Source organism: uncultured Pseudoramibacter sp., from assembly GCF_903789625.1.
Classification (GTDB): Bacteria; Bacillota; Clostridia; order Eubacteriales; family Eubacteriaceae; genus Pseudoramibacter; species Pseudoramibacter fermentans.
Window position 1 is genome coordinate 17,538 of the sequence record NZ_CAIFFF010000008.1, and the last position, 26,139, is coordinate 43,676.

Below are 26,139 nucleotides of genomic sequence, written 5' to 3' on the forward strand. Positions count from 1 at the left end.
TTGCTCTTTTTTTTATTTAAGGATATTAATTCAAACAACAAGATATTTTGTATAAATATATTGTGTTCGACGTATAATCATGATAAAATGAAACCGAAGTCATAATATTACAACAAGAAAAAACTAAGGAGGTGTAAGATTATGAAAAAGAGAATGCTGAGCCGGCTTATGGCTGTGGTGTGTGTGGCTGCGCTGGCCTTCGGTTTGACGGCCTGTGGCAGTGACAAAAAGGAAGTGGAATCGGCAGCGAAGACTTTTATGACGTATTGCGACGATGGCGATTTTACCTCGGCGCAGAAGATGTGCTCAAGTTCCGCGTCTACTTCTCTCGATATCGACGAAAACATGGAAGATACGTTCAAAAAAGGTTTTTACTCAAGTTTTTCCAGTATGGGAATTTCAGAATCTGATTTATCTCAATCCGCTCAGGATTCAGTCAATGATCTGATGAAATATTACGAAAAGAATTTGATCAAATCTTACACAATTAACGACGATTACGATGACAACGATAAATCGCTGTCGGTTAAAGTCTCTATTCTTGATCCGAACAGTATGAATAGTTCAACTTTTACGAACTCGGTTTCTACCTTGAGTCAGAACTACTTTGCGCAGCATCAGAGCGAATTGATGAGCGCGTACAGTTCTGGCGGAGAAAAAGGATTATATGTTGCGCTTTTCAACGGCATCATGCCGGAAGCAATTGAAAAGGCAAAATCGCAGATGATCGATACCGCTTCAACCAAGGATTATACTTGGAAGTTAACCTTTGAAAAGGACGGCGGCGACTGGAAGGTTAAGAGCGCGAAGGAAACCAAAGCGAATTAAATAATCGAACAAAAAATCGAGATCCGATTGAATAGGATCTCGATTTTGTATTATCGTAATCAGGCGACCTGCTCACAGCCGCCGGTTTTGAGAATCCGGTCGGCGAGGTGCTTCGCGTTGACAAATCCCTGCTCGACTAAGGACGAGGTGGCGGCCTTTAAGGCCGGTGCGAAGGCCGCGCTGAGTCGTCGGAAATGCTGGGCGGCGATTTTGGTGCCGAGACCGCACGTCTTGGCCGCGCGGGCAAAATCCTCAGGCGTGATGTCGTCGAGAGACAGGTGATCGCCGATTTTAAAGGCCATGTTGCGCGTCGAGCTCGGGTAGATCGACGTGGAAATCAAATCGTAGGCCGGCGCCAGCCGGATCGACGTCAGCGTTTCGTCGTAGAGCAGCGAAAAATTTTTCAAATGATTGTCGGTGTTGCCGATCAGGAAATTGAAAATCACCAGATCCCACAGTTTCAGCTGGTCGACAATCGGGTTGGCCGAATAGCGCCGCAGCAGGTCGAACATTCTCGGCAGATAATGGTCGTTCGGCCCCTCGTATTTATTCGCCGAGGGAATGCCGAGGGCCTGAGCGAAATCCTCCTGATGGAGGCGCTGGGGCATCGGGGTCCCTTTGACGGTGGGCGTCGAACGGGAGAAGCTCCTGTCGTAGCGGCGTGTCGCGAGGAGCACGTCCTGGTCCCGGCCGAGGCCCACGTTGACGATAAAGCTTTGGGGCACGGCGATACCGAGATGCTCAGCCGTGGTCAGCGTCAGCTGCTCGTTGGTCACGATGCTGTCGAGGCGGACGTGACTCTGTTTGACGATGTGGGTGCTCGGCGCATTGCCTTTCGGCAGAAACCACTCGCCGGTATCGGGGTTGTGGTAAAGGCCGACCTTGCCGGAAGCGCCGGTCAGCGATAAATGGGCTTTGGTGACGAGCTCAGTCGAGACCGTCACGCCCTCGTTGGCGAGGTCGCGGACCTGTTCCATTGAAAGCTTTTCGTAAGCCGGGCACGGTGCGGGCTCGTTGGGGTCGCAGATGGTGACCGCGCCGAGACATTCCCGCCCCAGCATTTTAAGCAGGGTGAGGTAATCGTCGGCGTCGATGTGCATCCAGGCAGCGACAGAACGGCGCGTGAAGCCCTCGGGCAGCAGCCCCTCGAAATAGTTTCGGGTGCTTTCAGGCGAAAAAGGGTCTTCCTGAAGGGGCAGGTGAAGGGAAATAGGCCGGGCATTTTCCCGGGAAAGGTAATCCGGCGCGTATTGAAACTGGGGCAGCGGCGAGTAGGCGTCCGACAGGGTGCCGACTAACACGGGCTGCCCGCAGATTTCAATCATGACATTTAACGCGTTCACGCGTTGGAGCCTCTGGCGTTGAGCGTCGTGTCGAGGCCGAGCAGGTTGGCCAGGTAGAGGGCTTTGCCGAGCTCGGCGGTGGGCTTGCCCCGTTCGAGGTCGGAAATAAAACTGATACTGAAGCCGGTAAATTCAGAGAGAAAAGCCTGTGTGTAATGCAGCTGCTTTCTGCGGTTGCGCAGGGCGGCACCAAATTCTGAGGTGTCATTAATTTTCATAAATGTAATTCCCCCATTTAATTAAAAATTAAGCCGAACGGCGAAAAAATAAAATGGTCGATAAAAAATGAGCCGTACGGCTTTATTTGTTTTGCAAGATGTATTATAAAAAAATTCGGAGGAATTGTCAAACGAAAGGCTTGACAATCTTAAAACGGCATGATAACATGCTCAATTGAACTTTAGTGCAAAAATTTATACGTAATTTTTAAAAAAATTCAAAAAAATTTTTGTGTTTCTCAAAAAAACTTTATAAATTGTGAATGCAAAAAGGCATGGATGGGCGTGAAACCGCTGATCAAAGGCGGTTTGAAGGAATTTTCAATTTTCCGGATTCGTTTTTCCGACTGATCAAAGGCCGGAAATTTCATCGATACCTTTTCTTTTTTGCTGTCTGAGTGTGTTTTTATTGGATTCGAAGGAGACAAACGCTAATGGTACAAGTACATCCTGTTCGATCTGGACTTCGTATCAGACAAAGCTTCTCGAAAATTGAAGAAGTTCTCGAGATGCCGAATCTGCTGGAGGTTCAGCTGGATTCCTACAAGTGGTTCCTGGAAAAGGGCCTGAAGGAAGTTTTCGACGACATGCGCGAAATCACGGACTACACTGGCAATCTCGTGCTGCAGTTCGTCGATTACGATCTGGAAGACAAAACGAAGTATTCGATCGAAGAATGCAAGGAAAGAGATCAAACCTATTATCAGCCGCTGAAAGTTCGCGTGCGCCTGATTAATAAGGAAAAGAACGAAGTCAAGGAACAGAAGGTTTATCTGGCCGATCTTCACAAAATGACGCCAACCGGCACCTTCATCGTCAACGGGGCCGAACGTGTCATCGTCAGTCAGCTGGTCCGTTCGCCGGGGTCGTACTTCACCTCAGAAATGGACAAGAAAAACCGTATTCCGCTGTATCAGTCCCAGATCATCCCGAACCGCGGGGCCTGGCTCGAATACGAATCCGACGCCAACAATCTGCTCTGGGTCAAGATCGACCGGACCCGTAAGATTTCTCTGACGCTGATGCTCAGAGCCTTCGGACTCGGCGACGACAGCGACATCATCGGTGTCTTCGGCGAAGACCCGCGTTTGATCGAAACCATGAAGAAGGACGCGGCCGGGGAAGTCAACAACCGTATCAGCGGGCTTTTGGAAATTTACCGCCGACTGCGCCCGGGCGAACCGCCAACAGTGGAATCGGCGGAATCCCTTCTGACCTCGATGTTCTTCGACGACCGCCGCTACGATTTGGCGAAGGTCGGCCGTTACAAGTACAACAAGAAGCTGGCGCTGGCAGCCCGCCTGATCGGCCAAATCGCTTACGAAGACGTCATTGACGAAGAAACCGGCGAAATTTTGATCGAAAAGGGCCAGAAATTCGATAAGGCGACAGCCTGGGCCATCCAGAACGCCGGCATCAACACCGTCCGCGTGGCCGTTACCATTGACGGTGAAGAAGCGCCGTTCAACGTCATCGGCAACGACTTCGTCGATCTGACCAAACAGGATCTGCCTTTCGACGTGTCGGACCTCGGCATCAAGGAATTCGTCTACAAACCGGTGCTCGACGAAATCATGAACGACGAAGGCCTTACCGACGAAGAAAAACACGACGAAATCAAGCGCCGTCACCGTGAACTGGTGCCGAAGCACCTGCTCCACTCTGATTTGTACGCGACCGTTTCCTATTTTATGGGTCTGGAATACGGCATCGGCGAAACCGACGATATCGACCACTTGGGCAACCGTCGTCTGCGCTCTGTCGGGGAACTGCTCCAGAACCAGTTTAGAATCGGCCTGTCCAGAATGGAACGAGTGGTGCGCGAACGCATGAGCGTGCAGGATGACGAAATCCTGACGCCTCAGAGCCTCATCAACACCCGCCCGATCAACGCGGCGCTGAAGGAATTCTTCGGCTCCTCACAGCTGTCGCAGTTCATGGACCAGAACAACCCACTGTCAGAATTGACCCACAAGCGCCGTCTGTCGGCATTGGGGCCGGGTGGTTTGTCCAGAGAACGTGCCGGTTTCGAAGTGCGAGACGTTCACGACTCCCACTACGGCAGAATGTGCCCAATTGAAACCCCTGAAGGTCCGAACATCGGGCTGATCGGGTCGCTGGCGATTTACGCCCGCATCAACGAATACGGCTTTATTGAATCGCCTTACCGCCGCGTCGTCGATGGCGTGGCCACTGACGAAGTCGTCTACCTGGCCGCCGACGAAGAAGGGGAATACGCGATCGCCCAGGCCAACGAACCGCTGGACGAAAACAACCGTTTCGTCAACGAACAGGTCACCGGCCGTGTCGGCAAAAACCGTGACTTCACGACCATCCACCGCGAAGAAGTCGACTTCATGGACGTGTCGCCAAAACAGGTTGTGTCCGTCGCGGCTGCGCTGATTCCATTCCTCGAAAACGACGATGCCAACCGCGCACTGATGGGCGCCAACATGCAGCGTCAGGCTGTGCCATTGCTCAAGCCGGAAGCGCCGTTGGTCGGAACCGGGATGGAAGCCAAGGCGGCTCACGACTCCGGAGACTGCCAGATCGCCAGACGCGCCGGCACTGTCGCCTACGTCTCTGCGGACACGATCCGCATCCGTCCGGACGAAGGCGAAGGCATGGACGTCTACCACCTCCAGAAATACGAAAGAACTAACCAGGGGAACTGTATGAATCAGCGCCCGCTGGTTTACCACAATCAGCACGTCGACGCCGGAGAAATCATTTCCGACGGGATGGCCACCGAACAAGGCGAACTGGCCCTCGGCCGCAATGCCCTGATCGGCTTCATGACCTGGGAAGGCTACAACTACGAAGACGCGGTCCTGCTCAACGAAAACCTGCTGAAGGAAGACCGCTACACCTCGATTCACATCGCTGAATTTGAATGCGAAGCCCGGGAAACGAAGCTGGGGCCGGAAGAAATCACCCGCGACATTCCAAACGTCGGGGAAGACGCACTGAAGAAGCTCGACGAAAACGGGATCATCTACATCGGGGCGGAAGTCAAATCCGAAGACATCCTGGTCGGGAAGGTCACGCCGAAGGGTGAAACTGACCTGTCACCGGAAGAAAAACTGCTCCGCGCGATTTTCGGCGAAAAAGCCCGCGAAATCCGCGACACCTCCTTGAAGGTGCCTCACGGCGAACAGGGGATTGTCGTCGACGTCAAGGTCTTCTCGAGAGCCAACAAGGACGAAGATTTGAAACCGGGCGTCAACACGATGGTCCGCGTTTACATCGCGACGAAGCGCAAGATCTCCGTCGGGGATAAAATGGCCGGCCGCCACGGGAACAAAGGGGTTATTTCCCGCATTCTCCCGCAGGAAGATATGCCGTTCCTCCCGGACGGTACACCGCTGGACATCTGCCTGAACCCGTTGGGCGTGCCGTCTCGTATGAACATCGGGCAGGTCCTCGAAGTGCACCTCGGGATGGCATTGAGGTCCCTCGGCCTGCACATCGCGACACCGGTCTTCGATGCCGCCAACGAAAACGACATCCGCGACCTCTTAGTCGAAGCCGGCCTGCCGGAAGACGGCAAGGTTCAGCTTTACGACGGCCGTACCGGCGAACCTTTCGACGGGCGCGTCACCGTTGGGGTTATGTATTACTTGAAGCTGCACCACCTGGTTGACGACAAGATGCACGCCCGTTCAACCGGCCCGTACTCACTGGTCACCCAGCAGCCGCTCGGCGGTAAGGCGCAGTTCGGCGGACAGCGTTTTGGTGAAATGGAAGTCTGGGCTCTCGAAGCTTACGGCGCAGCCCACACCCTCCGAGAAATTCAGACGATCAAGTCCGATGACGTCGTCGGCCGTGTGAAGGCTTACGAAGCCATCGTCAAGGGCGAAAATATTCCGGAACCTGGCCTGCCTGAAGCCTTCAAGGTTTTGATCAAGGAACTCCAGGCCCTGGCCCTCGACGTGACGGTCAACACCGCAGACGGCGAACACCTCGACGTCTTGGATATTGACTTGGCTCAGGAAGCTTACGATAACGGCGAATTCGATCAGAAGAAGCCGCACGAACATCACGACGACGAAGGAGAAGGCGAAGAACACGACGAAGAACAGGCGGCACAGTCGCTGTTCGACGATTTGTCAGGCGCCTCCGACGATCAGATGGCGACGGAAGACGATTATTCCGACGAAGATATGTTCGGCATTATCAACGGCCAGGATATCGATGCGGATTTGAACGATAATGAGGAGTAAAAGATGATCAATCCACAGGAGTTAAAATTTGAATCGATCCAGATCAGTCTGGCATCACCGGAAAAGATCCGCCAGTGGTCCCGCGGTGAAGTCAAAAAACCTGAAACGATCAACTATCGCACATTAAAACCGGAAAAGGACGGCTTGTTCTGCGAAAAGATTTTCGGACCGACCAAGGACTGGGAATGTAACTGCGGCAAATACAAGCGCATCCGCCACAAGGGCGTCGTCTGCGAAAACTGCGGCGTTGAAGTCACCCGGGCGAAGGTCCGCCGCGAACGTATGGGCCACATCGAACTGGCTTCTCCGGTTTCCCATATCTGGTATTTCAAGGGCATTCCGAGCCGGATGGGCCTGATTCTCGAAATGTCGCCGAAGGAATTGGAACGCGTCATCTATTTCGCGTCCTACATCGTCACCGATCCAGGCGACAGCCCGCTGGCCTACAAACAGCTGCTTTCCGACACCGAATACCGGGAAGCCAGACAGCAGTACGGCAGAAGCTTCAGAGCCGGCATCGGCGCGGAAGCCATCAAGGAATTGCTGCAGATGGTCGACCTGGACCAGGACGAAGCGGTTCTGAAGGAAGAACTGAAAACCGCCACCGGCCAGAAGCGCGTCAAGGTCGCGCGTCATCTTGAAGCGGTCGAAGCGTTCAGACAATCCAACAACAAGCCAGAATGGATGATCCTCGACTGCATCCCGGTCATTCCGCCGGAACTGCGCCCGATGGTTCAGCTGGACGGCGGCCGTTTCGCCACCTCCGACTTGAACGATCTGTACCGCCGCGTCATCAACAGAAACAACCGCTTGAAGAAGCTGTTGGAACTCGATGCGCCGGACATCATTATCCAGAACGAAAAGCGCATGCTCCAGGAAGCGGTCGACGCCCTGATCGACAACGGCCGCCGCGGCCGCGCGATCACCGGCCCTGGCAACCGCCCGTACAAATCCCTGAGCGACATGCTCAAAGGGAAGCAGGGACGTTTCCGCCAGAACCTCCTCGGCAAGCGAGTCGATTACTCCGGCCGTTCGGTTATCGTCGTCGGTCCGGAACTGAAAATGTACCAGTGCGGGCTGCCGAAGGAAATGGCTATCGAATTGTTCAAGCCCTTCGTCATGCACGAATTGGTGGATCGCGGCATCAGCCAGAACATTAAAAACGCGAAGAAGACCGTCGAAAAGATGGACCCGATCGTTTGGGATGTGCTGGAAGACGTCATTCACGAACATCCGGTTCTGCTCAACCGCGCACCGACACTTCACCGTCTCGGGATTCAGGCTTTCGAACCGGTCCTCGTTGAAGGCCGCGCGATGAAGCTCCATCCGCTGGCTTGTACGCCGTACAACGCCGACTTCGACGGCGACCAGATGGCCATCCACGTGCCGCTGTCCGTCGAAGCACAGGCTGAAGCGCGTTTCCTGATGATGGCCTGCAACAATATCCTGAAGCCGCAGGATGGGACGCCGGTTGTCGTGCCGACCCAGGATATGATCCTCGGCGCTTACTACATCACGCTGGAAATGAACGACGAAGAAGAAGCCACCCACGGCAGCTTCGCACCGGCGGATTACGAACCGGTGGTTTCCGACGAAATGCCGGTCTTCTGCGACGAAGCGGAAATGGAAATGGCGCTGGCCAACCACGCCGTCGGTCTTCACAAACGGGTCAAGGTCCGGGAACACCGCAAAATCAACGGCGTCGATCACGTCGGTTTCATCGAATCGACAGTCGGCCGTTTCATCTACAATCAGGTGATTCCGCAGGATTTAGGCTTTGTCGAAAGAGATCCGGAAAGACCGGAAACCTACTTTAAGCTTGAAATTGATCAGGTCGTCAAAAAAGGCGTGCTGAGCAAGATTGTCGACAAGTGCTTCAGAAAACACGGCCCGACCGTCACCTCGGAAGTGCTCGACGAAATCAAACGCCTCGGCTACAAGCACTCGACCTTGTCTGGGATTACCGTCGGGGTCGCCGACATGCAGGTCCCAGGGAACAAGGAAGAAATCCTGGCCGCGGCCGACGAAAAGATCGACGAAAACCAGGCCAATTACGAAATGGGGCTCATTTCTTGGGATGAACGCCACAACAACATCCGAGACATCTGGAACGCGGCGACGGACGAAGTTACCCGTTCCCTGCTCGACAATCTGGGCCGCTTGAACCCGATTCACATGATGGCCGATTCCGGGGCCCGTGGTTCTGACAATCAGATCCGTCAGCTCGCCGGGATGCGCGGCTTGATGGCGAAGACCGACGGGGACATCGTCGAATTGCCAATCCGCTCCAACTTCCGTGAAGGGCTCAACATCTTGGAATTCTTCTCGAGCTCCCACGGGGCCAGAAAGGGCCTGACCGATACCGCGCTGAGAACGGCCGACTCAGGTTACCTGACCCGCCGTCTCGTCGACGTCTCTCAGGACGTGATCGTCCGTGAAGAAGACTGCGGCACCGAACACGGTTACGAAGTCCACGCGCTGAAGGAAAACAACGAAGTCATCGAAAGCCTGGGCGAACGTATTGCCGGGCGCTACGCGCACGAAGATATTGTCGACCCGAATACAGGCGAAGTACTGGTCGCTAAAGACGAAGTTATCACCCGCGAAATGGCCGACAAGATCGACGAACTGGGCATCGAATCGGTCAGCATCCGTGCCGTCTTCAACTGTGAAGCGAAACACGGGGTCTGCCGTAAGTGCTACGGGGTTGACCTGACGACATGGAAGCCGGTCAATATCGGCGAAGCGGTCGGGACCATCGCGGCACAGTCCATCGGTGAACCTGGGACGCAGTTGACCATGAGAACCTTCCACGCCGGCGGGGTTGCGTCGGGCGACGATATCACCCAAGGGCTCCCGCGTGTCGAAGAATTGTTCGAAGCCAGAAAGCCAAAGGGCCAGGCCATTGTCACGGAAATCGCCGGGGTGGTCGATATTCAGGAAGGCAAGCGCGTCGAAGCGATTGTCTCCGCGCCGGACGGCAGCTCGAAGAGCTACGTCATTCCTTACGGGGCCAGACTGAAGGTCGCCACCGGCGATTCGGTCGAAGCGGGCCAGCCGTTGACTGAAGGGTCCATCAACCCGAACGACATCTTAAGAATTCAAGGCGTCGAAGCGGTTCAGGCTTACCTGCTGACAGAAGTTCAGAAGGTTTACCGTCTGCAGGGGGTTCACATCTCCGACAAACATATCGAAGTCATCATTCGCCAGATGTTGAGAAAGGTCAAGATCGAAGATTCGGGCGACACCGATATGATCACCGGTACAGTCGTCGATATTTTCGACGCCCGCGAAGCCAACAACAAGGCGCTGGATCACGGTCTGGAACCGTGTACTTACTCCCGCGATCTCCTCGGGATCACAAAGGCTGCGCTGGCAACCGACTCCTTCCTGTCGGCAGCCTCCTTCCAGGAAACCACCCGTGTCCTGACAGATGCGGCGGTCAAAGGCAAGGTCGACCCGCTGATGGGCTTGAAAGAAAATGTCATCATCGGCCAGCTCATCCCAGCTGGGACGGGCATCCGCGAATACGAAGACGTGGATTTGGAATACGATGAAAATGCCCTCGATGACGACATCGACGCGACAGAAGATTTGGCCGACAGCGACGATCTGATCGACGATATCGCAGACGGCGAAACCGACGGCCTGGACGTGGTCATCGACGACGACAACATCCTCGCGAAACGCGTCGAAGAAGAACGGAAGTCCATTGACGACAGCATCGAAAAGAACGCCGAACTCTCGAAGGCCTTTGACATGTTCGATATGGATTTCTTGAGCGATGACGACGCCGACGCGGACAAGACGCCGGACAAGGACAACGATTCCGACGATACCAATTCGGATGACGGCGGATCCGGCGACATTCTCGGCTGATCAGATAAAAAAGACCTTGACACTGAATCGGCAGAAAGGTAAAATAATCACGCATGCTTTTTTGAGCGTGCATCAATGCCAAATGAGAATCTTATGAAAATAGATGTAGAGACTTTTAAAAACTCACCCAAAGTCATCGGACTGAACCAGACGATGAAAAAGATGCGGAAGGACGAAATTCGTTTCGTCGTGCTCGCAGAGGACTGCGACGCGCATATCGCCGAGACCGTTAAAGAGGCCTGCAAAACACATCAGGTCCACTGCGTCGTCGCCGGCACAAAGGCTGAGATCGGCAAAGCCTGTGAAATCGACAGGCCCGCAGCCGTCATCGGCTTTCTGGATGAGTGAAAAACGATCAAGCATAGGCATGGTTATCTCCGGCACCTTCTTTTAAGCGAAGAATGTGCCGGTTTTAATAAAAAATTTTAAATGAGGAGGTGCAGCACTGAATGCCTACCATTAATCAGCTTGTTAAACAAGGAAGAAAATCGGCAGTTCTGAAGACAAAGACGCCGGCTTTGAAGAGCAACCCGCAGAAACGCGGCGTGTGCACCGCTGTTCGTACAGCGACACCGAAGAAGCCGAACTCTGCGCTTCGTAAAATTGCCAGAGTTAAACTTGTCAATGGCATGGAAGTTACGGCTTATATTCCAGGAATCGGTCACAACCTGCAGGAACACTCAATCGTTCTTGTTAAAGGCGGCCGTGTTAAGGATTTACCTGGGGTTCGTTATAAGATTATTCGTGGCGCGCTCGATGCCGCTGGCGTAGAAGACCGCAAGCAAGCTCGATCCAAATACGGGGCTAAAAAGCCTAAAAAGTAAGTAGTGCAGTCAGAGCCGCGTCATTAGAATAGAATCTTTTGATGTGGATTGGCCATTAACGCGAAATTATTTCGGGTTAAGCGCACGACGACATTTGGATGTCGAGTACCGATGAAAATCCAAAATTGTTAAGGAGGGAAGCAAGTGCCTAGAAAAGGACCAGTTCCTAAGAGAAAAGTACTGCCGGATCCAATCTATAAGAACACGATTGTGACCAAATTGATCAACAACGTGATGTTAGACGGCAAAAAGGGCGTCGCACAGCGTATCGTTTACGGTGCCTTTGATCTGGTAGCAGAAAAAACAGGAAAAGATGCGCTTGAAGCATTTCAAGAAGCAATCGCCAATATCACACCGGTATTGGAAGTTAAAGCAAGACGTGTTGGCGGGGCAACCTATCAAGTCCCAGTAGAAATTCGCGCAGACAGAAAACAGGCGTTGGCATTGAGATGGCTCGTCGGTTTTGCACGTCAGCGTTCTGAACGTACGATGGTCGAACGCCTTGCAGGCGAAATCATGGATGCCTGCAACAATTCAGGCGGCGCTGTTAAACGTAAGGAAACCATGCACGCCATGGCAGAAGCCAACAAAGCCTTTGCTCACTTCAGATGGTAAGCGTTTTAGGTTAGATCAAAATAACCAGAACAAGGAGAAATTGTGGCTAGAGAATATAGTTTGGAAAATACGCGGAATATCGGGATCATGGCCCACATCGATGCGGGTAAGACCACGACCACAGAACGTATCCTTTACTATTCCGGAAAAATCCATAAAATCGGCGAAACCCACGATGGGGCTTCACAGATGGACTGGATGGCTCAGGAACAGGAAAGAGGGATCACCATCACCTCTGCGGCTACGACTTGTCATTGGAAGGGGAATCGAATCAACATCATCGATACCCCGGGGCACGTCGACTTTACCGTTGAAGTTGAACGTTCTTTGAGAGTCCTGGATGGTGCCGTCGCTGTTTTCGACGCCAAAGCAGGGGTTGAACCGCAGTCTGAAACGGTTTGGCGCCAGGCTGACGAATACGACGTTCCGCGTTTGGTTTACATCAACAAGATGGACGTTACCGGGGCTGACTTCTACATGTCAGTCGACACCCTGGTCGACCGTTTGAATGCCAATCCGATTTGTATCCAGCTGCCAATCGGCGCTGAACATGAATTCATCGGGATCATCGACCTGATCAAGATGAAAGCTGAAATCTACAAAGACGAATTGGGCGAACAGATCGAAATCACTGACATTCCGGATGATATGAAGGACAAGGCCGAAGAATATCGCGATAAGATGCTCGAAGGCTTGGCCGAAGTCGATGACGACTTAATGGAAAAATATCTGGACGGTCAGGAAATTTCTGAAGAAGAAATCAAACGTGCCATCCGTAAAGGGACTGTCGAACTGAAGCTCGTCGCGGTTACCTGCGGTTCCTCTTACAAGAACAAAGGGGTTCAGATGCTGTGCGACGCCATCGTCGATTATCTGCCGTCACCGCTGGACGTTCCGGCTGTCAAAGGGGTTGACCCGAATACAGACGAAGAAGTCACACGTGAAGCATCCGACGATGAAAAATTCTCAGCACTCGCATTCAAGATCATGACCGACCCGTACGTCGGGAAATTGGCCTTTATGCGTGTCTACTCTGGGAAGGCTGAAGCAGGCTCCTACGTCTACAACTCATCGAAAGACAAGCGCGAAAGATTGGGCCGTATCCTTTTGATGCACGCCAATCACCGTCAGGAATTGTCTGAAGTTTACACTGGCGACATTGTCGCGGCTGTTGGTCTGAAGGACACCGGTACAGGGGATACCCTCTGCGATCCGGATCATCCGATCGTCCTCGAAAGCATGGAATTCCCGGATCCGGTTATTTCCGTTGCTGTCGAACCGAAGACAAAGGCTGGTCAGGAAAAGATGACCGTTGCCCTGATGAAGCTCGCAGAAGAAGACCCGACCTTCAAGACGCACACAGACGAAGAAACTGGTCAGACGATCATTTCTGGGATGGGCGAACTCCACCTGGATATCATCATCGACCGTATGCTGCGTGAATTCAAGGTCGAAGCCAATATCGGTAAACCGCAGGTTGCTTACAAAGAAACGATCACCAAGAAGGTCGACGCAGAAGGCAAGTTCGCTCGTCAGTCAGGGGGCCGTGGTCAGTACGGTCACTGCTTGATCACTCTGGAACCGTTGGAAGCTGGCGAAGGCTTTATCTTTGAAAATAAAGTCGTCGGTGGTGCCATTCCGAAAGAATTTATCGGGCCAATCGAACAGGGGATCAAAGAAGCGATGCAGAACGGCGTTGTCGCCGGCTATCCGGTTATCGACGTTAAAGCAACAGTTTACGACGGTTCTTATCACGAAGTCGACTCCTCAGAAATGGCCTTCAAGGTCGCAGGGTCGATGGCGTTCAAAAATGGGATGCGCAAAGCTGCTCCAGTTTTGATGGAACCGATGGAAAAATTGACCGTTGTCTGTCCGGAAGAATACATGGGCGATGTCATGGGCGATATCAACTCAAGACGCGGCCGTGTTGAAGGGATGGAAGCTCGTCAGAACGGTACCCAGCAGATTACCGGCGTTGTGCCGCTGGCTGAAATGTTCGGCTACGCCACTTCACTGAGAAGTAAGACACAGGGCCGCGGGATTTCGACCATGCAGTTCTCACATTACGAAGCTGTTCCGAAATCAATCGCTGAAAAAATCGTTGAAGGCAAAGAATAATTGCCTTCAACCATTCGTTTGAATAGATTTAGTATAGAAAGGAATTTAAAATGGCAAAAGAAAAATTTGATAGATCGAAACCGCATGTAAACATCGGGACAATCGGTCACGTTGACCACGGCAAAACCACATTAACGGCAGCCATCACCAAAGTGCTGCACGCGAGATATGGCTCTGGTGAAGAAGTCGCATTCGAAAACATCGACAAAGCACCAGAAGAAAGAGAACGTGGGATCACCATTTCAACCGCACACGTTGAATACGAAACCCCGAACCGCCACTACGCACACGTCGACTGCCCGGGCCACGCTGACTACGTTAAGAACATGATCACTGGGGCTGCTCAGATGGACGGCGCCATTCTGGTCGTTTCAGCAGCTGACGGTCCAATGCCGCAGACCCGTGAACACATCCTGCTCGCTCGTCAGGTCGGTGTGCCGTACATCGTTGTTTTCTTGAACAAAGCAGACCAGGTCGATGACCCAGAACTGATCGAACTCGTCGAAATGGAAGTTCGCGACCTGCTCAACGAATACGACTTCCCAGGCGACGACACCCCAATCATTGTCGGTTCCGCACTGAAGGCACTGGAAGATCCAATGGGCCCAGACGGCGACAAGATCATCGAACTGATGGAAGCTGTCGACAGCTACATCCCAGAACCGAAGAGAGACTTAGACAAACCATTCCTGATGCCAGTCGAAGACGTCTTCTCCATCACCGGCCGTGGTACAGTTGCAACCGGCCGTGTTGAAAGAGGGGTTGTCCACATCGGCGACGAAGTCGACATTGTTGGGATCAAAGAACCGAGAAAGACCACCGTTACCGGTATCGAAATGTTCCGTAAATCACTGGACGAAGGTCGTTCAGGTGACAACATCGGGGCCCTGCTTCGTGGGATCGATCGTACACAGATCGAAAGAGGTCAGGTTCTGGCACAGCCGGGCACCATTCACCCGCACACCCACTTCACCGCACAGGTATACGTTCTGACCAAAGAAGAAGGCGGCCGCCACACACCGTTCTTTGACGGATACCGTCCGCAGTTCTACTTCAGAACAACCGACGTCACCGGCGACATCAAACTGCCGGAAGGCGTAGAAATGGTCATGCCTGGCGACCACATCGAAATGGAAGTCACGCTGATCACGCCAATCGCTATTGAAGAAGGTTTAAGATTCGCTATCCGCGAAGGCGGCCACACTGTTGGTTCCGGCGCTGTTGCGAAGATCATCGACTAATCTTCAAAAACAAAGCAATCAAAATAAAAGCTCGTGTCGTATGGCACGGGCTTTTTTTGCGGTTAAATTGAAAATAAACTTAATAAAAACTTTAATTTTCAACCACTTTCAAAAAAATTGAGAATTACAAAAAAAAATCTTGCCAACATTCGGGGAATGCATTATACTAGTCAAAGTTGGCTGTCTGCGATGAACCAAGATATTGCTGTTACTAATTCAGGTCATTCTTGGGGAGTATGTCACGATCTATGAATCGGGCGACGATCATCACCGTCAAAAAGATGAGCAAATTCGCTCGCTTTTTTTAAGACAGTGACTTTAAACACCCGGACGGGTGGGTGATGATACAGCAACACCTAAACACTTTATTATTTAAGGAGGATTGTTTCAGGTATGAGCAACCAAAAAATTAGAATTCGTTTAAAGGCTTTTGATCACGTTTTGCTTGATCAGTCAGCGAAACGCATCGTCGAAACGGCGAACCGCACAGGCGCCGCTGTTTCCGGTCCGGTGCCGCTGCCGACAGAAAAGCAGATTGTGACCATCTTGAGAGCTGTACACAAGTACAAGGATTCAAGAGAACAGTTTGAAATCAGAACACACAAGCGTCTGATCGATATCGTTAACCCAACACCGAAAACTGTTGACGCGCTGATGCGCCTTAACCTTCCTTCCGGCGTTGATATCGAAATCAAACTATAAAGAAGCTTTTATAGCGAACCAAGAATTATGATCGCGAAAGCGATCCAATGATCAGGAGGAAATATGAAAAAAGCGATTATCGGTAAAAAAATCGGCATGACGCAGATTTTTAAAGAAGACGGAACCGTTGTTCCGGTGACAGTTGTCGAAGCTGGTCCCTGTACAGTCGTACAGAAGAAGACCGTAGAAACCGACGGCTACGATGCAGTTCAGCTCGCATTTGGCGACATCAAAGAAAAGAATGTCACCAAGCCAGTTAAAGGTCACTTCGACAAGTACGGCGTAAAATACGCGCGCGTCCTTCGCGAATTCAGACTGGACGACTGCAGCGCACTTGAACCGGGTCAGGAACTCAAGGCTGACGTTTTTGAAGTCGGCGATCATGTTGATGTTTCAGGCCGTTCAAAAGGTAAAGGATACGCTGGCGCGATCAAGCGCTGGGGACAGCAGAGAGGGCCAATGGCTCACGGTTCTAAATACCACCGTTCAGCGGGTTCTATGGGTGCTTCTGCCTACCCGTCACGCGTTCCGAAGGATAAACACATGGCCGGCCAGATGGGGAATAAAAATGTCACAACATTGAACCTTGAAGTGGTGTCTGTTGACGCAGAAAACAATCTGTTATTGATTAAGGGCGCTATTCCTGGCTCGAAGGGTTCTGTGGTTTCCGTAAAGAGCAGCGTCAAGGTTGCTGAATAACGACAGGAGGAAATCAAATGCCAAAAATCGATATTTTAGATACAAAAGGAAATGTTGTCGGCAATACCGAACTGAGCGAACGCGTCTTCGGCATCGAACCGAATGAACCGGTTGTTCACCAGGTTGTTGTGGCACAGTTAGCCAATAAACGCCAGGGCACAAAGGGCAGTAAAACCCGTTCAGAAGTCCGCGGAGGCGGCAGAAAACCATGGCGTCAGAAGGGCACAGGCCGCGCACGTGCGGGTTCCAGCCGTTCACCATTGTGGATCGGCGGGGGCGTGATCTTTGCACCGAAGAGCCGCGACTACAGCAAAAAGGTCAACAAGAAAGTCAAGAACTTGGCTATGCGTTCCGTCTTTTCCGCAAAGACAGCAGATCAGGAACTCAGAGTTGTTGACGCTTTCGATTTTGCAGCACCGAAGACAAAGGATATGGTCGCCGCACTGGATGCCCTCAATGCGAAAAACGCACTGATCGTCACTCCGGAAAAGGACGCGACTGTCTATCTGTCAGCCCGCAACATCACAAAGGTTCAGGCCACAACTGTTTCTGAACTCAATGTTTACGACATGCTCAAATACGATGTGCTTGTCCTCACAAAAGATGCGCTCGCTAAGATTGAGGAGGTATATGCATAATGAAAGATCCTCGCGATATTATCATCAGTCCGATCATCTCTGAAAAGAGCATGGATCAAACCGAAGAAAAGAAATATTCATTCAAGGTTGCGAAGGACGCCAACAAGATCGAAATCCGCAACGCAGTCGAAGAAATTTTCGATGTCAAGGTCCAGAAAGTGTTCACGATGAACATGAAGGGCAAAAGAGTCCGCCGCGGTTACACCGTCGGCAAGAAACCGGACTGGAAAAAAGCCATCGTCAAATTGACAGATGACAGCAAGACCATCGAATTCTTCGAAGGGGTCTAATCCCTTTACCCGATAAGCAAAAGATATTAAAGGAGATTTGCGAATAATGGGAATTAAAAAATACAAACCGACGTCACCAGGCCGACGCAACATGAGCGTCAACACCTATGACGAAATCACAAAGAGTGAACCAGAAAAATCCTTACTGACGAAGGTTAAGAAAAACGGCGGCCGCAACGTCTACGGCAGAATCACTGTTCGTCACAAGGGCGGCGGCGCAAAGCGCAAATACCGTATCATCGACTTCAAACGCGATAAATACGGTGTACCGGGTAAGGTTGTCGGCATCGAATACGATCCGAACCGTACCGCGAACATCGCGCTGATCCAGTACGCAGACGGCGAAAAACGCTACATCCTCGCTCCGCTGCGCTTACAGCCGGGTATGACCGTCCTCTCATCTGATGATGCAGACATCAAGGTCGGCAACTGCCTGCCGCTGGCTAACATTCCAGTTGGTACCTACGTACACAACATCGAATTCAAGCCGGGCAAGGGCGGCCAGATGGCCCGCTCCGCAGGCTCCAGCGCACAGCTGATGGCGAAGGAAAACGACTATGCGACCCTGAGACTTCCGTCAGGCGAAATGAGAATGGTCCGTTTGGAATGCCACGCCACAATCGGTATTGTCGGCAACCTCGATCATCAGAATGTCCGAATCGGTAAAGCAGGCCGTAAACGACACATGGGTATCCGCCCAACGGTCCGCGGTTCTGTTATGAACCCGAACGACCACCCGCATGGTGGTGGGGAAGGCCGCGCACCAGTTGGTCGTCCAGGACCTGTTACCCCTTGGGGTAAACCGGCATTGGGTTACAAGACCCGCAAGAAGAGAAAGCAATCTGATAAGCTGATTGTCAGACGCCGCAATGCCAAGTAACGAGGAGGAATAGAATGAGTCGATCATTAAAGAAAGGGCCTTTCGTCGAAGAAAGACTTTTAAAAAGAATTGAAGAAATGAACGAAAAGGGTGAAAAGAAAGTCGTCAAGACTTGGTCCCGTTCATCCACTATTTTCCCTCAGTTTGTCGGACACACCATCGCAGTTCACGACGGCCGTAAACACGTGCCGGTTTATTGCACAGAAGATATGGTTGGCCACAAATTGGGAGAATTTGCACCGACCCGTACATTCAGAGGTCACGCTGGCGCAAAGAAGACCGCTGCGCAATAAGCCTTAAAGGAGGAAATCAATGGAAGCTAAAGCAACCGCAAAAAACGTCCGTGTTTCATCCAGAAAGGCCAAGCTCGTCGCTGATGCCATCAGAGGCAAGAGTGTCGGAGAAGCACTTTCGATCTTACAGTTAGCGCCGAACAAGGCCGCTAGAATCATCGAAAAGGTCGTACTTTCTGCTTACGCAAACGCGGAAAACAATCACAACATGAATACAGACACCCTGTATATCGCTCAGATTTCGGCAAACCAGGGCCCAACTTTGAAACGCTGGAAGGCAGGTCCCCAGGGCCGCGCATTCCCGATCAAAAAGAGAACGTCCATCATCACTGCCGTTTTAAAAGAAGCAGATTCTAATGAATAATTAGGGGGTAAATCAATTTGGGTCAAAAAGTAAACGCATTTGGTTTTCGCGTAGGCGTCATCAAAGACTGGAATGCCAAATGGTATGCGAATGATAGAGATTTCGCTGACAACCTGATCGAAGACAACAAGCTTCGCAAATACATTAAGAAAAGCCAGTTCCAGGCTGGTGTTTCCAACATTGTCATCGAAAGATTCGGAAACAAAGTCAGAATTCACATTTACACCGCTAAACCGGGGATGATCATCGGCCGCGGCGGCGCAGGCATCGAAGCCCTTCGCCTCGAACTCGAAAAGATGATCAAAAAGACGGTTTACATCAATATCGTCGAAGTCAAGAACATCGACATGGATGCGCAGCTCGTCGCTGAAAACATCGCCGGCCAGCTCGAAAGAAGAATTTCTTTCAGACGTGCGATGAAACAATGTATCCAGAGAACCATGCGCGCCGGCGCAAAGGGAATCAAGACATTGGTTTCCGGCCGTTTGAACGGTGCAGAAATGGCGAGAAAAGAAGGTTACGCACAAGGCAATGTGCCGCTGCAGACCCTTCGTGCTGACATTTCCTACGGTTTTGCAGAAGCAGACACCACTTACGGAAAAATCGGCGTCAAAGTCTGGATCAATAAGGGCGAAATTTTAACCGGCCGTGAAGATATTCTGGCCGAAGCTCAGAAAGCTGACGACAAACGCGGGGGAAGAAAGAACAATAACCGCCGCAAGGCAGCACCCCGCACTGATGCGTAAAGGAGGATGTTGAGATGTTAATGCCTAAGCGTGTAAAACGCAGAAAACAACATAGAGGCCGCATGAAGGGCAAGGCCATGCGCGGCAACACCGTTTCATACGGCGATTTTGGCATCCAGGCTCTGGAACCGGCATGGATCACTTCAAATCAGATTGAAGCGGCTCGTGTCGCCATGACCAGATACACCCGCCGCGGTGGTAAAGTTTGGATCAAGATTTTCCCGGACAAGCCTGTTACAGCTCAGCCGGCTGAAACACGTATGGGTAAAGGGAAAGGTTCACCGGAATACTGGGTAGCTGTTGTCAAACCCGGCCGCGTGATGTTCGAAATTGGCGGCATTCCGGAAGCACAGGCAAAGGAAGCTCTGCGCTTGGCGCAGCACAAACTGCCAATTAAAACAAAGGTCATCAAAAAGGTTGACCAGGAAGCAGCAGGTGAAAACGCATGAGCAAGCAGATTAAAGAATTAAGAAGTCTTAACGATACAGAATTGAATGCGAAATTAGCAGATCTGAAAGAAGAACTGTTCAATTTGCGTTTTCAAAGTGTAACGGGTCAGCTCGAAAATCCGATGCGGATTCGGGAAGTCAAGAAGACTTACGCCCGTATTCAAACCATTTTGACAGAACGCAAAATGGGGATTAACCAGGCATAAGAAGGAAGGATAGCTGATGGAACGTAATGAAAGAAAAACGCGAATCGGTAAAGTTGTCAGCGACAAGATGGACAAAACAGTTGTTGTTGCCATCGAAACTTTTAAAAAGCATCCGCTCTACAAGAAACGCGTAAAAGATACAGTTAAATTTAAAGCTCACGACGAAAACAACGAATGCCATGTCGGTGATACCGTTAAATGCATGGAAACCAGAAAGCTCAGCAAGGACAAAAACTGGCGAGTCGTTGAAATTGTCGAAAAGGCATTATAATTACTACGGAGGTATCAGAGATGATTCAACAAGAAACAAGATTGAAGGTCGCTGATAACACAGGTGCAAAGGAACTGCTCTGCATCCGTGTACTCGGTGGTTCTGGCAGACGCTATGCCAATATCGGAGATGTCATTGTCGCTTCAGTTAAAAGCGCAACCCCAGGCGGCGACGTCAAAAAAGGCGACGTGGTCAAGGCTGTGGTTGTTCGTTCAAAACGCGGTGTCCGCCGCAACGACGGTTCTTACATCAAATTTGACCAGAACGCAGCCGTTCTGATCAACGACGACAAGAACCCGCGCGGAACCCGTATTTTCGGGCCTGTTGCCAGAGAATTACGCGATAAGAAATACATGAGAATCGTGTCTTTGGCTCCTGAAGTAATTTAAGGAGGTTTCCAGATGACAAGAAAATTACATGTAAAGATAGGGGATAACGTTCAGGTTATTTCCGGTAAAGACCTTGGCAAAACAGGCAAAGTCATTGCAGTTGATTTCGAAAACGCCCGCGTAAAGGTCGAAGGTGTCAACATTCAGACCAAGCACAAGAAAGCCAATCAGGCGATGCAGCAGGGCAGCATTGTAAAACAGGAAGGCTTCATCGACGCTTCTAACGTTTTACTTTTCTGCGACAAATGCGGTAAAGGCGTGCGCACTGGGATCAAAGTCAACGAAGATGGCTCCAAAGTCCGTGTATGTAAGAAATGCGGCACGGAACTTGATTAATAGAGGAGTACACAATGACAAGACTGAAAGATAAATATGTGAATGAAGCCGTTCCTGCACTGAAGGAAAAATTCGGCTACAAAAACCCGATGCAGGTTCCAAAACTGGTTAAAGTCGTGATCAACATGGGTCTCGGCGATTGCAAAGACAACTCCAAGCTGCTCGAAGCAGCGGTCAATGATCTGAGCATCATCAGCGGCCAGCATCCAATCGTAACCAAGGCTAAAAAATCCGTTGCTAACTTCAAGGTTCGTGAAGGACAGAGCGTCGGCGCAAAGGTGACTCTGCGTGCAGACAGAATGTACGAATTCTGCGATAAGCTCTTCAACGTCGCCCTCCCGCGTGTCCGCGACTTCCACGGCTTGAACAATCACTCATTCGATGGCCGCGGCAACTACGCTTTCGGGATCCGCGAACAGCTGATCTTCCCGGAAATCGAATACGACAAGGTTGAAGCCGTCCGCGGGATGGACATCATGTTCGTCACAACGGCTCAGACTGACGAAGAAGCACACGAATTGTTGGCACAGCTTGGCTTGCCTTTTGAAAGATAGGAGAATCATTCATGGCAAAAACATCAATGAAGGTGAAACAGCAGCGCAAGCAGAAATATTCCACAAGAGAATACAATCGCTGCCGTATTTGCGGAAGACCGCACGGTTATTTGAGAAAATACGGGATTTGCAGAATCTGCTTCAGAGAATTAGCCTACAAGGGAGAAATTCCAGGCGTTCGCAAAGCCAGCTGGTAATACGGATTTAGGAACAAGGAGGAACAAGCATGTCAATGACTGATCCAATCGCAGATATGCTCACGAGAATCAGAAATGCCAATACCGCAGGCCACGCGTCTGTCGAAATCCCGGCATCTAAAGAAAAAAAAGCTATTCTTAAAATTCTCCTCGATGAAGGCTATATCGAAAAGTACGAAACAATTGATAATGGCAATCAGGGGAATATCAAAGTCACACTGAAATACGGCGAAGACAAGAGCCGTGTTATCGCAGGACTGAAGCGCATTTCCAAGCCGGGGCTGCGCGTCTATGTCGGTAAAGAAGATGTGCCGAAGGTATTAAATGGCTTGGGTGTTGCCATCATGTCGACATCCAAAGGCGTGATCACGGATAAGGAAGCCAGAAAAGCAGGCGTCGGCGGCGAAGTTGTCTGCTACGTCTGGTAAGCGTATCTGAGGAGGAAATTATGTCAAGAATCGGGAATGCACCGGTTGTAATTCCAGACGGTGTCGACGTCAAAATCGACGGTCACGTCATTACCGTTAAAGGACCAAAGGGCACTTTAACCCGCGAATTACACCCAGACATTACAGCTAAACAGGAAGATAAAGAAATCATTGTCACCAGACCATCTGACGACAAATTCCATAAAGCAATCCACGGCACCACCAGAGCGCTGATCCACAACATGGTCGTCGGCGTCAGCCAAGGATTTGAAAAGAAAATGGAAATCAGCGGGGTTGGTTGGAGAGCACAGAAGAAGGGCAACAAACTTGTCATGAACTTAGGCTACTCCCATCCTGTTGAAATGGAAGATCCGGAAGGAATCGAAACCAAAACCGACGGTCCAAACACCGTCATCGTATCCGGGATCGACAAGGAAGCGGTTGGCGCTTACGCTGCGCTGCTGCGCTCCAAGAGACCGCCTGAACCTTACAAGGGGCATGGTATCAAGTACGCTGATGAACACATCAGACGTAAGGTCGGGAAGACCGGCTAATTGATCGGCTGATCGATTGAGACTATCTCCACAGGGTAAGAGAAAGGATCACAAATGATTAAGAAAAAAGATAAGAATAAGGTACGCCAGAACAGACACCTGCGCGTACGCCGAAAAATCTCCGGAACTGCAGAACGTCCGCGCCTCTGCGTATTCAGAAGCAATAAGCACATCTACGCTCAGGTCATTGACGATGTTGAAGGCAAAACACTGGTTGCCACTTCCACTGTCGAAGCTGACATCAAGAACGCCGTCGAACACGGCGGAGACAAAAATGCTGCAAAAGCAGTCGGAGAAGCTGTCGCGAAAAAAGCACTCGATGCTGGTATCACAAACGTCGTCTTTGACAGAGGAGGCTACATCTACACTGGCCGTGTCAAGGAATTGGCTGAAGCTGCCCGCGAAGCTGGCTTGAAATTCTAAAGAAGAGGGTCTGTTAATGAAAAGAAAACTTATTGACGCATCTGGTATCGAACTTCAGGACAGAGTCGTTGAAATCAACCGTGTCAGCAAAACCGTCAAGGGCGGTCGCAATATGCGTTTCAGCTGCTTAGTTGTTGTCGGCGACGGCAATGGCCTGGTCGGTGTCGGCACCGGTAAAGCTGTTGAAATTCCAGACGCCATCCGCAAGGGTGTTGACGCAGCGAAGAAGAATTTGATCAAGGTTCCATTGGTCGGCACCACGATCCCGCATCAGGTGCTCGGTCAGAAGGGCGCTGGCAGCGTTCTGCTGAAGCCTGCTGCAGCCGGTACTGGTGTTATCGCCGGCGGTCCTGTCCGTGCCGTATGCGAATTAGCTGGCATTAAGGATATTCGTACCAAGTGCCTCGGCACACACAATCCGCACAACGTTGTCATCGCAACTATGGAAGGTCTGTCAAGACTGACGACTGTCGAACAGGTTGCGGCAAAACGCGGCAAGAAACCAGAAGAAATTCTCGGCTAGGAGGACTATCATGGCGAAATTAAACATTACGTTGAAAAAGAGCATGATCGGCCGCAACCAGAGACAGCGCGCAACTGTTAAAGCTCTGGGTCTGCGCAAGATCGGTCAGACAGTGACCCATGATGATACACCTCAGATTCGCGGCATGATTCACAAAATTGATTTCATGCTCGATGTAGAAGAAGAAGCGTAGGAGGGTCTCTGAATGAAGTTAAGTACATTAAGACCTGCAGAAGGTTCTACAAGAAACACGAAGAGAAAAGGCCGCGGGACCGCGACCGGCCAAGGTAAAACCGGCGGCAGAGGTCAGGACGGTCAGAAATCCCGTTCAGGCGGCAGCGTTCGTCTGGGTTTTGAAGGGGGTCAGATGCCTCTGGCAAGACGCCTTCCAAAGCGCGGTTTTTCCAATTATCATTTCAAAAAGCAGTACGCCATCGTCAACGTCGGCGAACTCAATGCCTTTGAAGCCAATACAGTTGTGACACCGGAACTGTTGCTCGAATACGGCTTCGTCAGAAAATTATTAGCAGGTGTCAAGGTTTTAGGCGAAGGCGAACTCACCAAGCCTTTAACTGTAAAAGTGAATAAAGTCAGCAAAACAGCAGAAGAAAAAATCAAGGCCTCCGGAGGGAAGGTCGAGGTGATTTAATGCTTGCGACCCTGAAAAAAGCATGGAGCGTACCGGAGCTGCGTCGTAAAATTATTATGACGCTGCTCCTACTTTTAGTATATCGGTTAGGCTCATTCATACCAGTTCCGTACATCGACAGCCAGCAGCTCGCTTCGCTGGTCAGCGGCAACAACTTCTTTGGACTTTTCAATATCATTTCCGGTGGGAACTTTGAAAACTTCACCATTTTCGCAATGGGGATCACGCCGTATATCAACGCGGAAATCATTATGAATCTGCTGGTGTTTGCCATTCCGGCCCTCGAAAACCTTCAGAAGGAAGGCGAAGAAGGACGCAAAAAAATCGCTCAGTACACACGTTATTTAACGATCGTCCTTGCTGTTATTCAGGCCCTCGGCATGACACTTTCATACAGACAGCTGTTAGTTGAAAGAACATTCTTCACAGTCTTTACGGTTATTTTAATCGTTACAGCCGGCACTGTGCTTTTGATGTACATTGGGGATAAAATCACAGAAATCGGCATCGGCAACGGGATTTCACTGATCATCTTCATCAGTATCGTATCCCGCATTCCTACCGCAATTCAGAACATCTACCAGTACATGCAGGTCGGGACGATGAACATCGTCACCTTGATTCTGCTCATCATCTTCATCATTGTGGCGACTGTTGCGGTCGTAGCGGTGACAGAAGGACAGCGCAAGATTCCGATTCAGTACGCAAAACGCGTGGTCGGCAGAAAAATGTACGGCGGTCAGAATACCCACATTCCGCTGCGGGTCAACATGGCCGGTGTCATCCCGATCATCTTTGCTTCATCGCTGACGCTTCTGCCGGCGACGTTGGGACAGTTTTTCCCGAATTCAGGATTTACACAGTGGCTCGCGAAATACTTCGCATGGGGCACACCGCTGACGACGATTCTTTACGTCATCCTGACGGTGGCCTTCACGTATTTCTACACCGCAGTCACCTTCAATCCTTACGATATTGCGGACAACATCAAAAAGCAGGGCGGCTACGTGCCGGGCATTCGTCCAGGCAAGCCAACAGTGGAATACTTCACTAAGGTGATGAACCGCTTGACGCTCTTTGGCGGGATCTTCCTCGCGATCATCGCGGTCATCCCGATTATCGTCGGCCACTTCATCAGCGGCGTCAACATGCAGTTCGGTGGGACCAGCCTTTTGATCATCGTCGGGGTTGCGCTGGAAACGGTGAAGCAGCTTGAATCTCAGCTGACGATGCGCAATTATCAGGGATTTTTGAAATAA

32 protein-coding genes are annotated in these 26,139 nt (G+C 51.1%); 30 read left to right on the forward strand and 2 right to left on the reverse strand.

The window, feature by feature from the left end; translation table 11 throughout:
* Positions 1 to 141 precede the first annotated feature (141 nt).
* The gene (locus QZX60_RS05845; protein WP_295362295.1) at positions 142 to 828 is read left to right on the forward strand and encodes a hypothetical protein; all 687 of its coding nucleotides are present in this window, start codon (positions 142 to 144) and stop codon (positions 826 to 828) included.
* Between the two features lie 59 nt (positions 829 to 887).
* On the opposite strand, the gene QZX60_RS05850 is transcribed toward QZX60_RS05845, so the two are convergent.
* Together QZX60_RS05850 and QZX60_RS05855 are read right to left on the reverse strand one after the other, a co-directional pair.
* Positions 888 to 2,171: a type II toxin-antitoxin system HipA family toxin gene (locus QZX60_RS05850; RefSeq protein ID WP_295362297.1), complete on the reverse strand. Its 1,284-nt coding sequence runs from the start codon at positions 2,169 to 2,171 to the stop codon at positions 888 to 890.
* The gene (locus tag QZX60_RS05855) at positions 2,168 to 2,389 is read right to left on the reverse strand and encodes a helix-turn-helix domain-containing protein (protein ID WP_295362299.1); all 222 of its coding nucleotides are present in this window, start codon (positions 2,387 to 2,389) and stop codon (positions 2,168 to 2,170) included. The genes QZX60_RS05850 and QZX60_RS05855 overlap by 4 nt, the downstream gene beginning before the upstream one ends.
* A gap of 434 nt (positions 2,390 to 2,823) precedes the next feature.
* Here QZX60_RS05855 and QZX60_RS05860 point away from each other — a divergent pair, with 434 nt between their 5' ends.
* The 29 genes from QZX60_RS05860 (at position 2,824) to secY (ending at position 26,139) form a co-directional block, all read left to right on the forward strand.
* The gene (locus QZX60_RS05860; RefSeq protein ID WP_295362301.1) at positions 2,824 to 6,612 is read left to right on the forward strand and encodes a DNA-directed RNA polymerase subunit beta; all 3,789 of its coding nucleotides are present in this window, start codon (positions 2,824 to 2,826) and stop codon (positions 6,610 to 6,612) included.
* A 3-nt stretch (positions 6,613 to 6,615) separates the two neighbouring features.
* Positions 6,616 to 10,491 carry a DNA-directed RNA polymerase subunit beta' gene (rpoC, locus tag QZX60_RS05865; protein WP_295362303.1) on the forward strand — a complete coding sequence of 1,292 codons (3,876 nt, stop codon included), beginning with the start codon at positions 6,616 to 6,618 and terminating at the stop codon, positions 10,489 to 10,491.
* 93 nt (positions 10,492 to 10,584) lie between these two features.
* Positions 10,585 to 10,839, forward strand: a complete 255-nt coding sequence (locus QZX60_RS05870; RefSeq protein WP_295362306.1) for a ribosomal L7Ae/L30e/S12e/Gadd45 family protein — start codon at positions 10,585 to 10,587, stop codon at positions 10,837 to 10,839.
* 101 nt (positions 10,840 to 10,940) lie between these two features.
* A complete protein-coding gene (rpsL, locus tag QZX60_RS05875) occupies positions 10,941 to 11,315 on the forward strand; it encodes a 30S ribosomal protein S12 (RefSeq protein WP_154575611.1) in 375 nt (124 codons plus the stop codon).
* Between the two features lie 144 nt (positions 11,316 to 11,459).
* Positions 11,460 to 11,930 (forward strand): 30S ribosomal protein S7, encoded by a 471-nt coding sequence (gene rpsG / locus QZX60_RS05880; RefSeq protein ID WP_295362313.1) that lies wholly within the window; start codon positions 11,460 to 11,462, stop codon positions 11,928 to 11,930.
* 42 nt (positions 11,931 to 11,972) lie between these two features.
* Positions 11,973 to 14,048, forward strand: a complete 2,076-nt coding sequence (gene fusA, locus QZX60_RS05885; protein WP_295362316.1) for an elongation factor G — start codon at positions 11,973 to 11,975, stop codon at positions 14,046 to 14,048.
* A gap of 50 nt (positions 14,049 to 14,098) precedes the next feature.
* Positions 14,099 to 15,289: an elongation factor Tu gene (tuf, locus tag QZX60_RS05890; protein ID WP_295362290.1), complete on the forward strand. Its 1,191-nt coding sequence runs from the start codon at positions 14,099 to 14,101 to the stop codon at positions 15,287 to 15,289.
* A gap of 393 nt (positions 15,290 to 15,682) precedes the next feature.
* A complete protein-coding gene (gene rpsJ, locus QZX60_RS05895) occupies positions 15,683 to 15,991 on the forward strand; it encodes a 30S ribosomal protein S10 (RefSeq protein WP_295362319.1) in 309 nt (102 codons plus the stop codon).
* A 63-nt stretch (positions 15,992 to 16,054) separates the two neighbouring features.
* The gene (gene rplC, locus QZX60_RS05900; protein WP_295362322.1) at positions 16,055 to 16,690 is read left to right on the forward strand and encodes a 50S ribosomal protein L3; all 636 of its coding nucleotides are present in this window, start codon (positions 16,055 to 16,057) and stop codon (positions 16,688 to 16,690) included.
* A 17-nt stretch (positions 16,691 to 16,707) separates the two neighbouring features.
* Positions 16,708 to 17,328 carry a 50S ribosomal protein L4 gene (gene rplD / locus QZX60_RS05905; protein WP_295362325.1) on the forward strand — a complete coding sequence of 207 codons (621 nt, stop codon included), beginning with the start codon at positions 16,708 to 16,710 and terminating at the stop codon, positions 17,326 to 17,328.
* The gene (gene rplW, locus QZX60_RS05910) at positions 17,328 to 17,618 is read left to right on the forward strand and encodes a 50S ribosomal protein L23 (protein ID WP_154575606.1); all 291 of its coding nucleotides are present in this window, start codon (positions 17,328 to 17,330) and stop codon (positions 17,616 to 17,618) included. Before rplD ends, rplW begins: the two co-directional genes overlap by 1 nt.
* A 46-nt stretch (positions 17,619 to 17,664) precedes the next feature.
* Positions 17,665 to 18,498 carry a 50S ribosomal protein L2 gene (gene rplB / locus QZX60_RS05915; RefSeq protein WP_295362330.1) on the forward strand — a complete coding sequence of 278 codons (834 nt, stop codon included), beginning with the start codon at positions 17,665 to 17,667 and terminating at the stop codon, positions 18,496 to 18,498.
* Between the two features lie 14 nt (positions 18,499 to 18,512).
* Entirely contained in the window at positions 18,513 to 18,791 is a 279-nt protein-coding gene (gene rpsS / locus QZX60_RS05920; protein ID WP_295362334.1) for a 30S ribosomal protein S19, read from the forward strand.
* Positions 18,792 to 18,810: 19 nt separating this feature from the next.
* On the forward strand, positions 18,811 to 19,155 hold the full coding sequence (gene rplV / locus QZX60_RS05925) for a 50S ribosomal protein L22 (RefSeq protein ID WP_295362337.1): 345 nt from the start codon (positions 18,811 to 18,813) through the stop codon (positions 19,153 to 19,155).
* 17 nt (positions 19,156 to 19,172) lie between these two features.
* On the forward strand, positions 19,173 to 19,901 hold the full coding sequence (gene rpsC, locus QZX60_RS05930) for a 30S ribosomal protein S3 (RefSeq protein ID WP_295362340.1): 729 nt from the start codon (positions 19,173 to 19,175) through the stop codon (positions 19,899 to 19,901).
* Between the two features lie 14 nt (positions 19,902 to 19,915).
* Positions 19,916 to 20,350: a 50S ribosomal protein L16 gene (rplP, locus tag QZX60_RS05935; RefSeq protein WP_295362343.1), complete on the forward strand. Its 435-nt coding sequence runs from the start codon at positions 19,916 to 19,918 to the stop codon at positions 20,348 to 20,350.
* Positions 20,347 to 20,556, forward strand: coding sequence for a 50S ribosomal protein L29 (gene rpmC, locus QZX60_RS05940; RefSeq protein ID WP_295362346.1), 210 nt, complete (start codon positions 20,347 to 20,349; stop codon positions 20,554 to 20,556). The genes rplP and rpmC overlap by 4 nt, the downstream gene beginning before the upstream one ends.
* Before the next feature lie 13 nt (positions 20,557 to 20,569).
* The gene (rpsQ, locus tag QZX60_RS05945) at positions 20,570 to 20,827 is read left to right on the forward strand and encodes a 30S ribosomal protein S17 (RefSeq protein WP_154575599.1); all 258 of its coding nucleotides are present in this window, start codon (positions 20,570 to 20,572) and stop codon (positions 20,825 to 20,827) included.
* A gap of 20 nt (positions 20,828 to 20,847) precedes the next feature.
* Positions 20,848 to 21,216: a 50S ribosomal protein L14 gene (gene rplN / locus QZX60_RS05950; protein ID WP_295362352.1), complete on the forward strand. Its 369-nt coding sequence runs from the start codon at positions 20,848 to 20,850 to the stop codon at positions 21,214 to 21,216.
* 12 nt (positions 21,217 to 21,228) lie between these two features.
* Positions 21,229 to 21,552: a 50S ribosomal protein L24 gene (rplX, locus tag QZX60_RS05955; protein ID WP_295362355.1), complete on the forward strand. Its 324-nt coding sequence runs from the start codon at positions 21,229 to 21,231 to the stop codon at positions 21,550 to 21,552.
* 14 nt (positions 21,553 to 21,566) lie between these two features.
* On the forward strand, positions 21,567 to 22,106 hold the full coding sequence (rplE, locus tag QZX60_RS05960) for a 50S ribosomal protein L5 (RefSeq protein WP_295362358.1): 540 nt from the start codon (positions 21,567 to 21,569) through the stop codon (positions 22,104 to 22,106).
* A gap of 11 nt (positions 22,107 to 22,117) precedes the next feature.
* Positions 22,118 to 22,303, forward strand: a complete 186-nt coding sequence (locus QZX60_RS05965) for a type Z 30S ribosomal protein S14 (RefSeq protein ID WP_295362361.1) — start codon at positions 22,118 to 22,120, stop codon at positions 22,301 to 22,303.
* Between the two features lie 29 nt (positions 22,304 to 22,332).
* Complete coding sequence (gene rpsH / locus QZX60_RS05970; protein WP_295362364.1) at positions 22,333 to 22,731, forward strand: 30S ribosomal protein S8; 399 nt, start codon at positions 22,333 to 22,335, stop codon at positions 22,729 to 22,731.
* Between the two features lie 20 nt (positions 22,732 to 22,751).
* Positions 22,752 to 23,285, forward strand: a complete 534-nt coding sequence (rplF, locus tag QZX60_RS05975) for a 50S ribosomal protein L6 (protein WP_295362367.1) — start codon at positions 22,752 to 22,754, stop codon at positions 23,283 to 23,285.
* Between the two features lie 54 nt (positions 23,286 to 23,339).
* Positions 23,340 to 23,708 carry a 50S ribosomal protein L18 gene (gene rplR / locus QZX60_RS05980; RefSeq protein WP_295362370.1) on the forward strand — a complete coding sequence of 123 codons (369 nt, stop codon included), beginning with the start codon at positions 23,340 to 23,342 and terminating at the stop codon, positions 23,706 to 23,708.
* Between the two features lie 16 nt (positions 23,709 to 23,724).
* Complete coding sequence (gene rpsE / locus QZX60_RS05985; RefSeq protein WP_295362373.1) at positions 23,725 to 24,231, forward strand: 30S ribosomal protein S5; 507 nt, start codon at positions 23,725 to 23,727, stop codon at positions 24,229 to 24,231.
* A gap of 10 nt (positions 24,232 to 24,241) precedes the next feature.
* Positions 24,242 to 24,424 carry a 50S ribosomal protein L30 gene (rpmD, locus tag QZX60_RS05990; protein WP_154575590.1) on the forward strand — a complete coding sequence of 61 codons (183 nt, stop codon included), beginning with the start codon at positions 24,242 to 24,244 and terminating at the stop codon, positions 24,422 to 24,424.
* 12 nt (positions 24,425 to 24,436) lie between these two features.
* Positions 24,437 to 24,880, forward strand: a complete 444-nt coding sequence (gene rplO, locus QZX60_RS05995; RefSeq protein ID WP_295362378.1) for a 50S ribosomal protein L15 — start codon at positions 24,437 to 24,439, stop codon at positions 24,878 to 24,880.
* Positions 24,880 to 26,139 (forward strand): preprotein translocase subunit SecY, encoded by a 1,260-nt coding sequence (gene secY, locus QZX60_RS06000; RefSeq protein WP_295362381.1) that lies wholly within the window; start codon positions 24,880 to 24,882, stop codon positions 26,137 to 26,139. The genes rplO and secY overlap by 1 nt, the downstream gene beginning before the upstream one ends.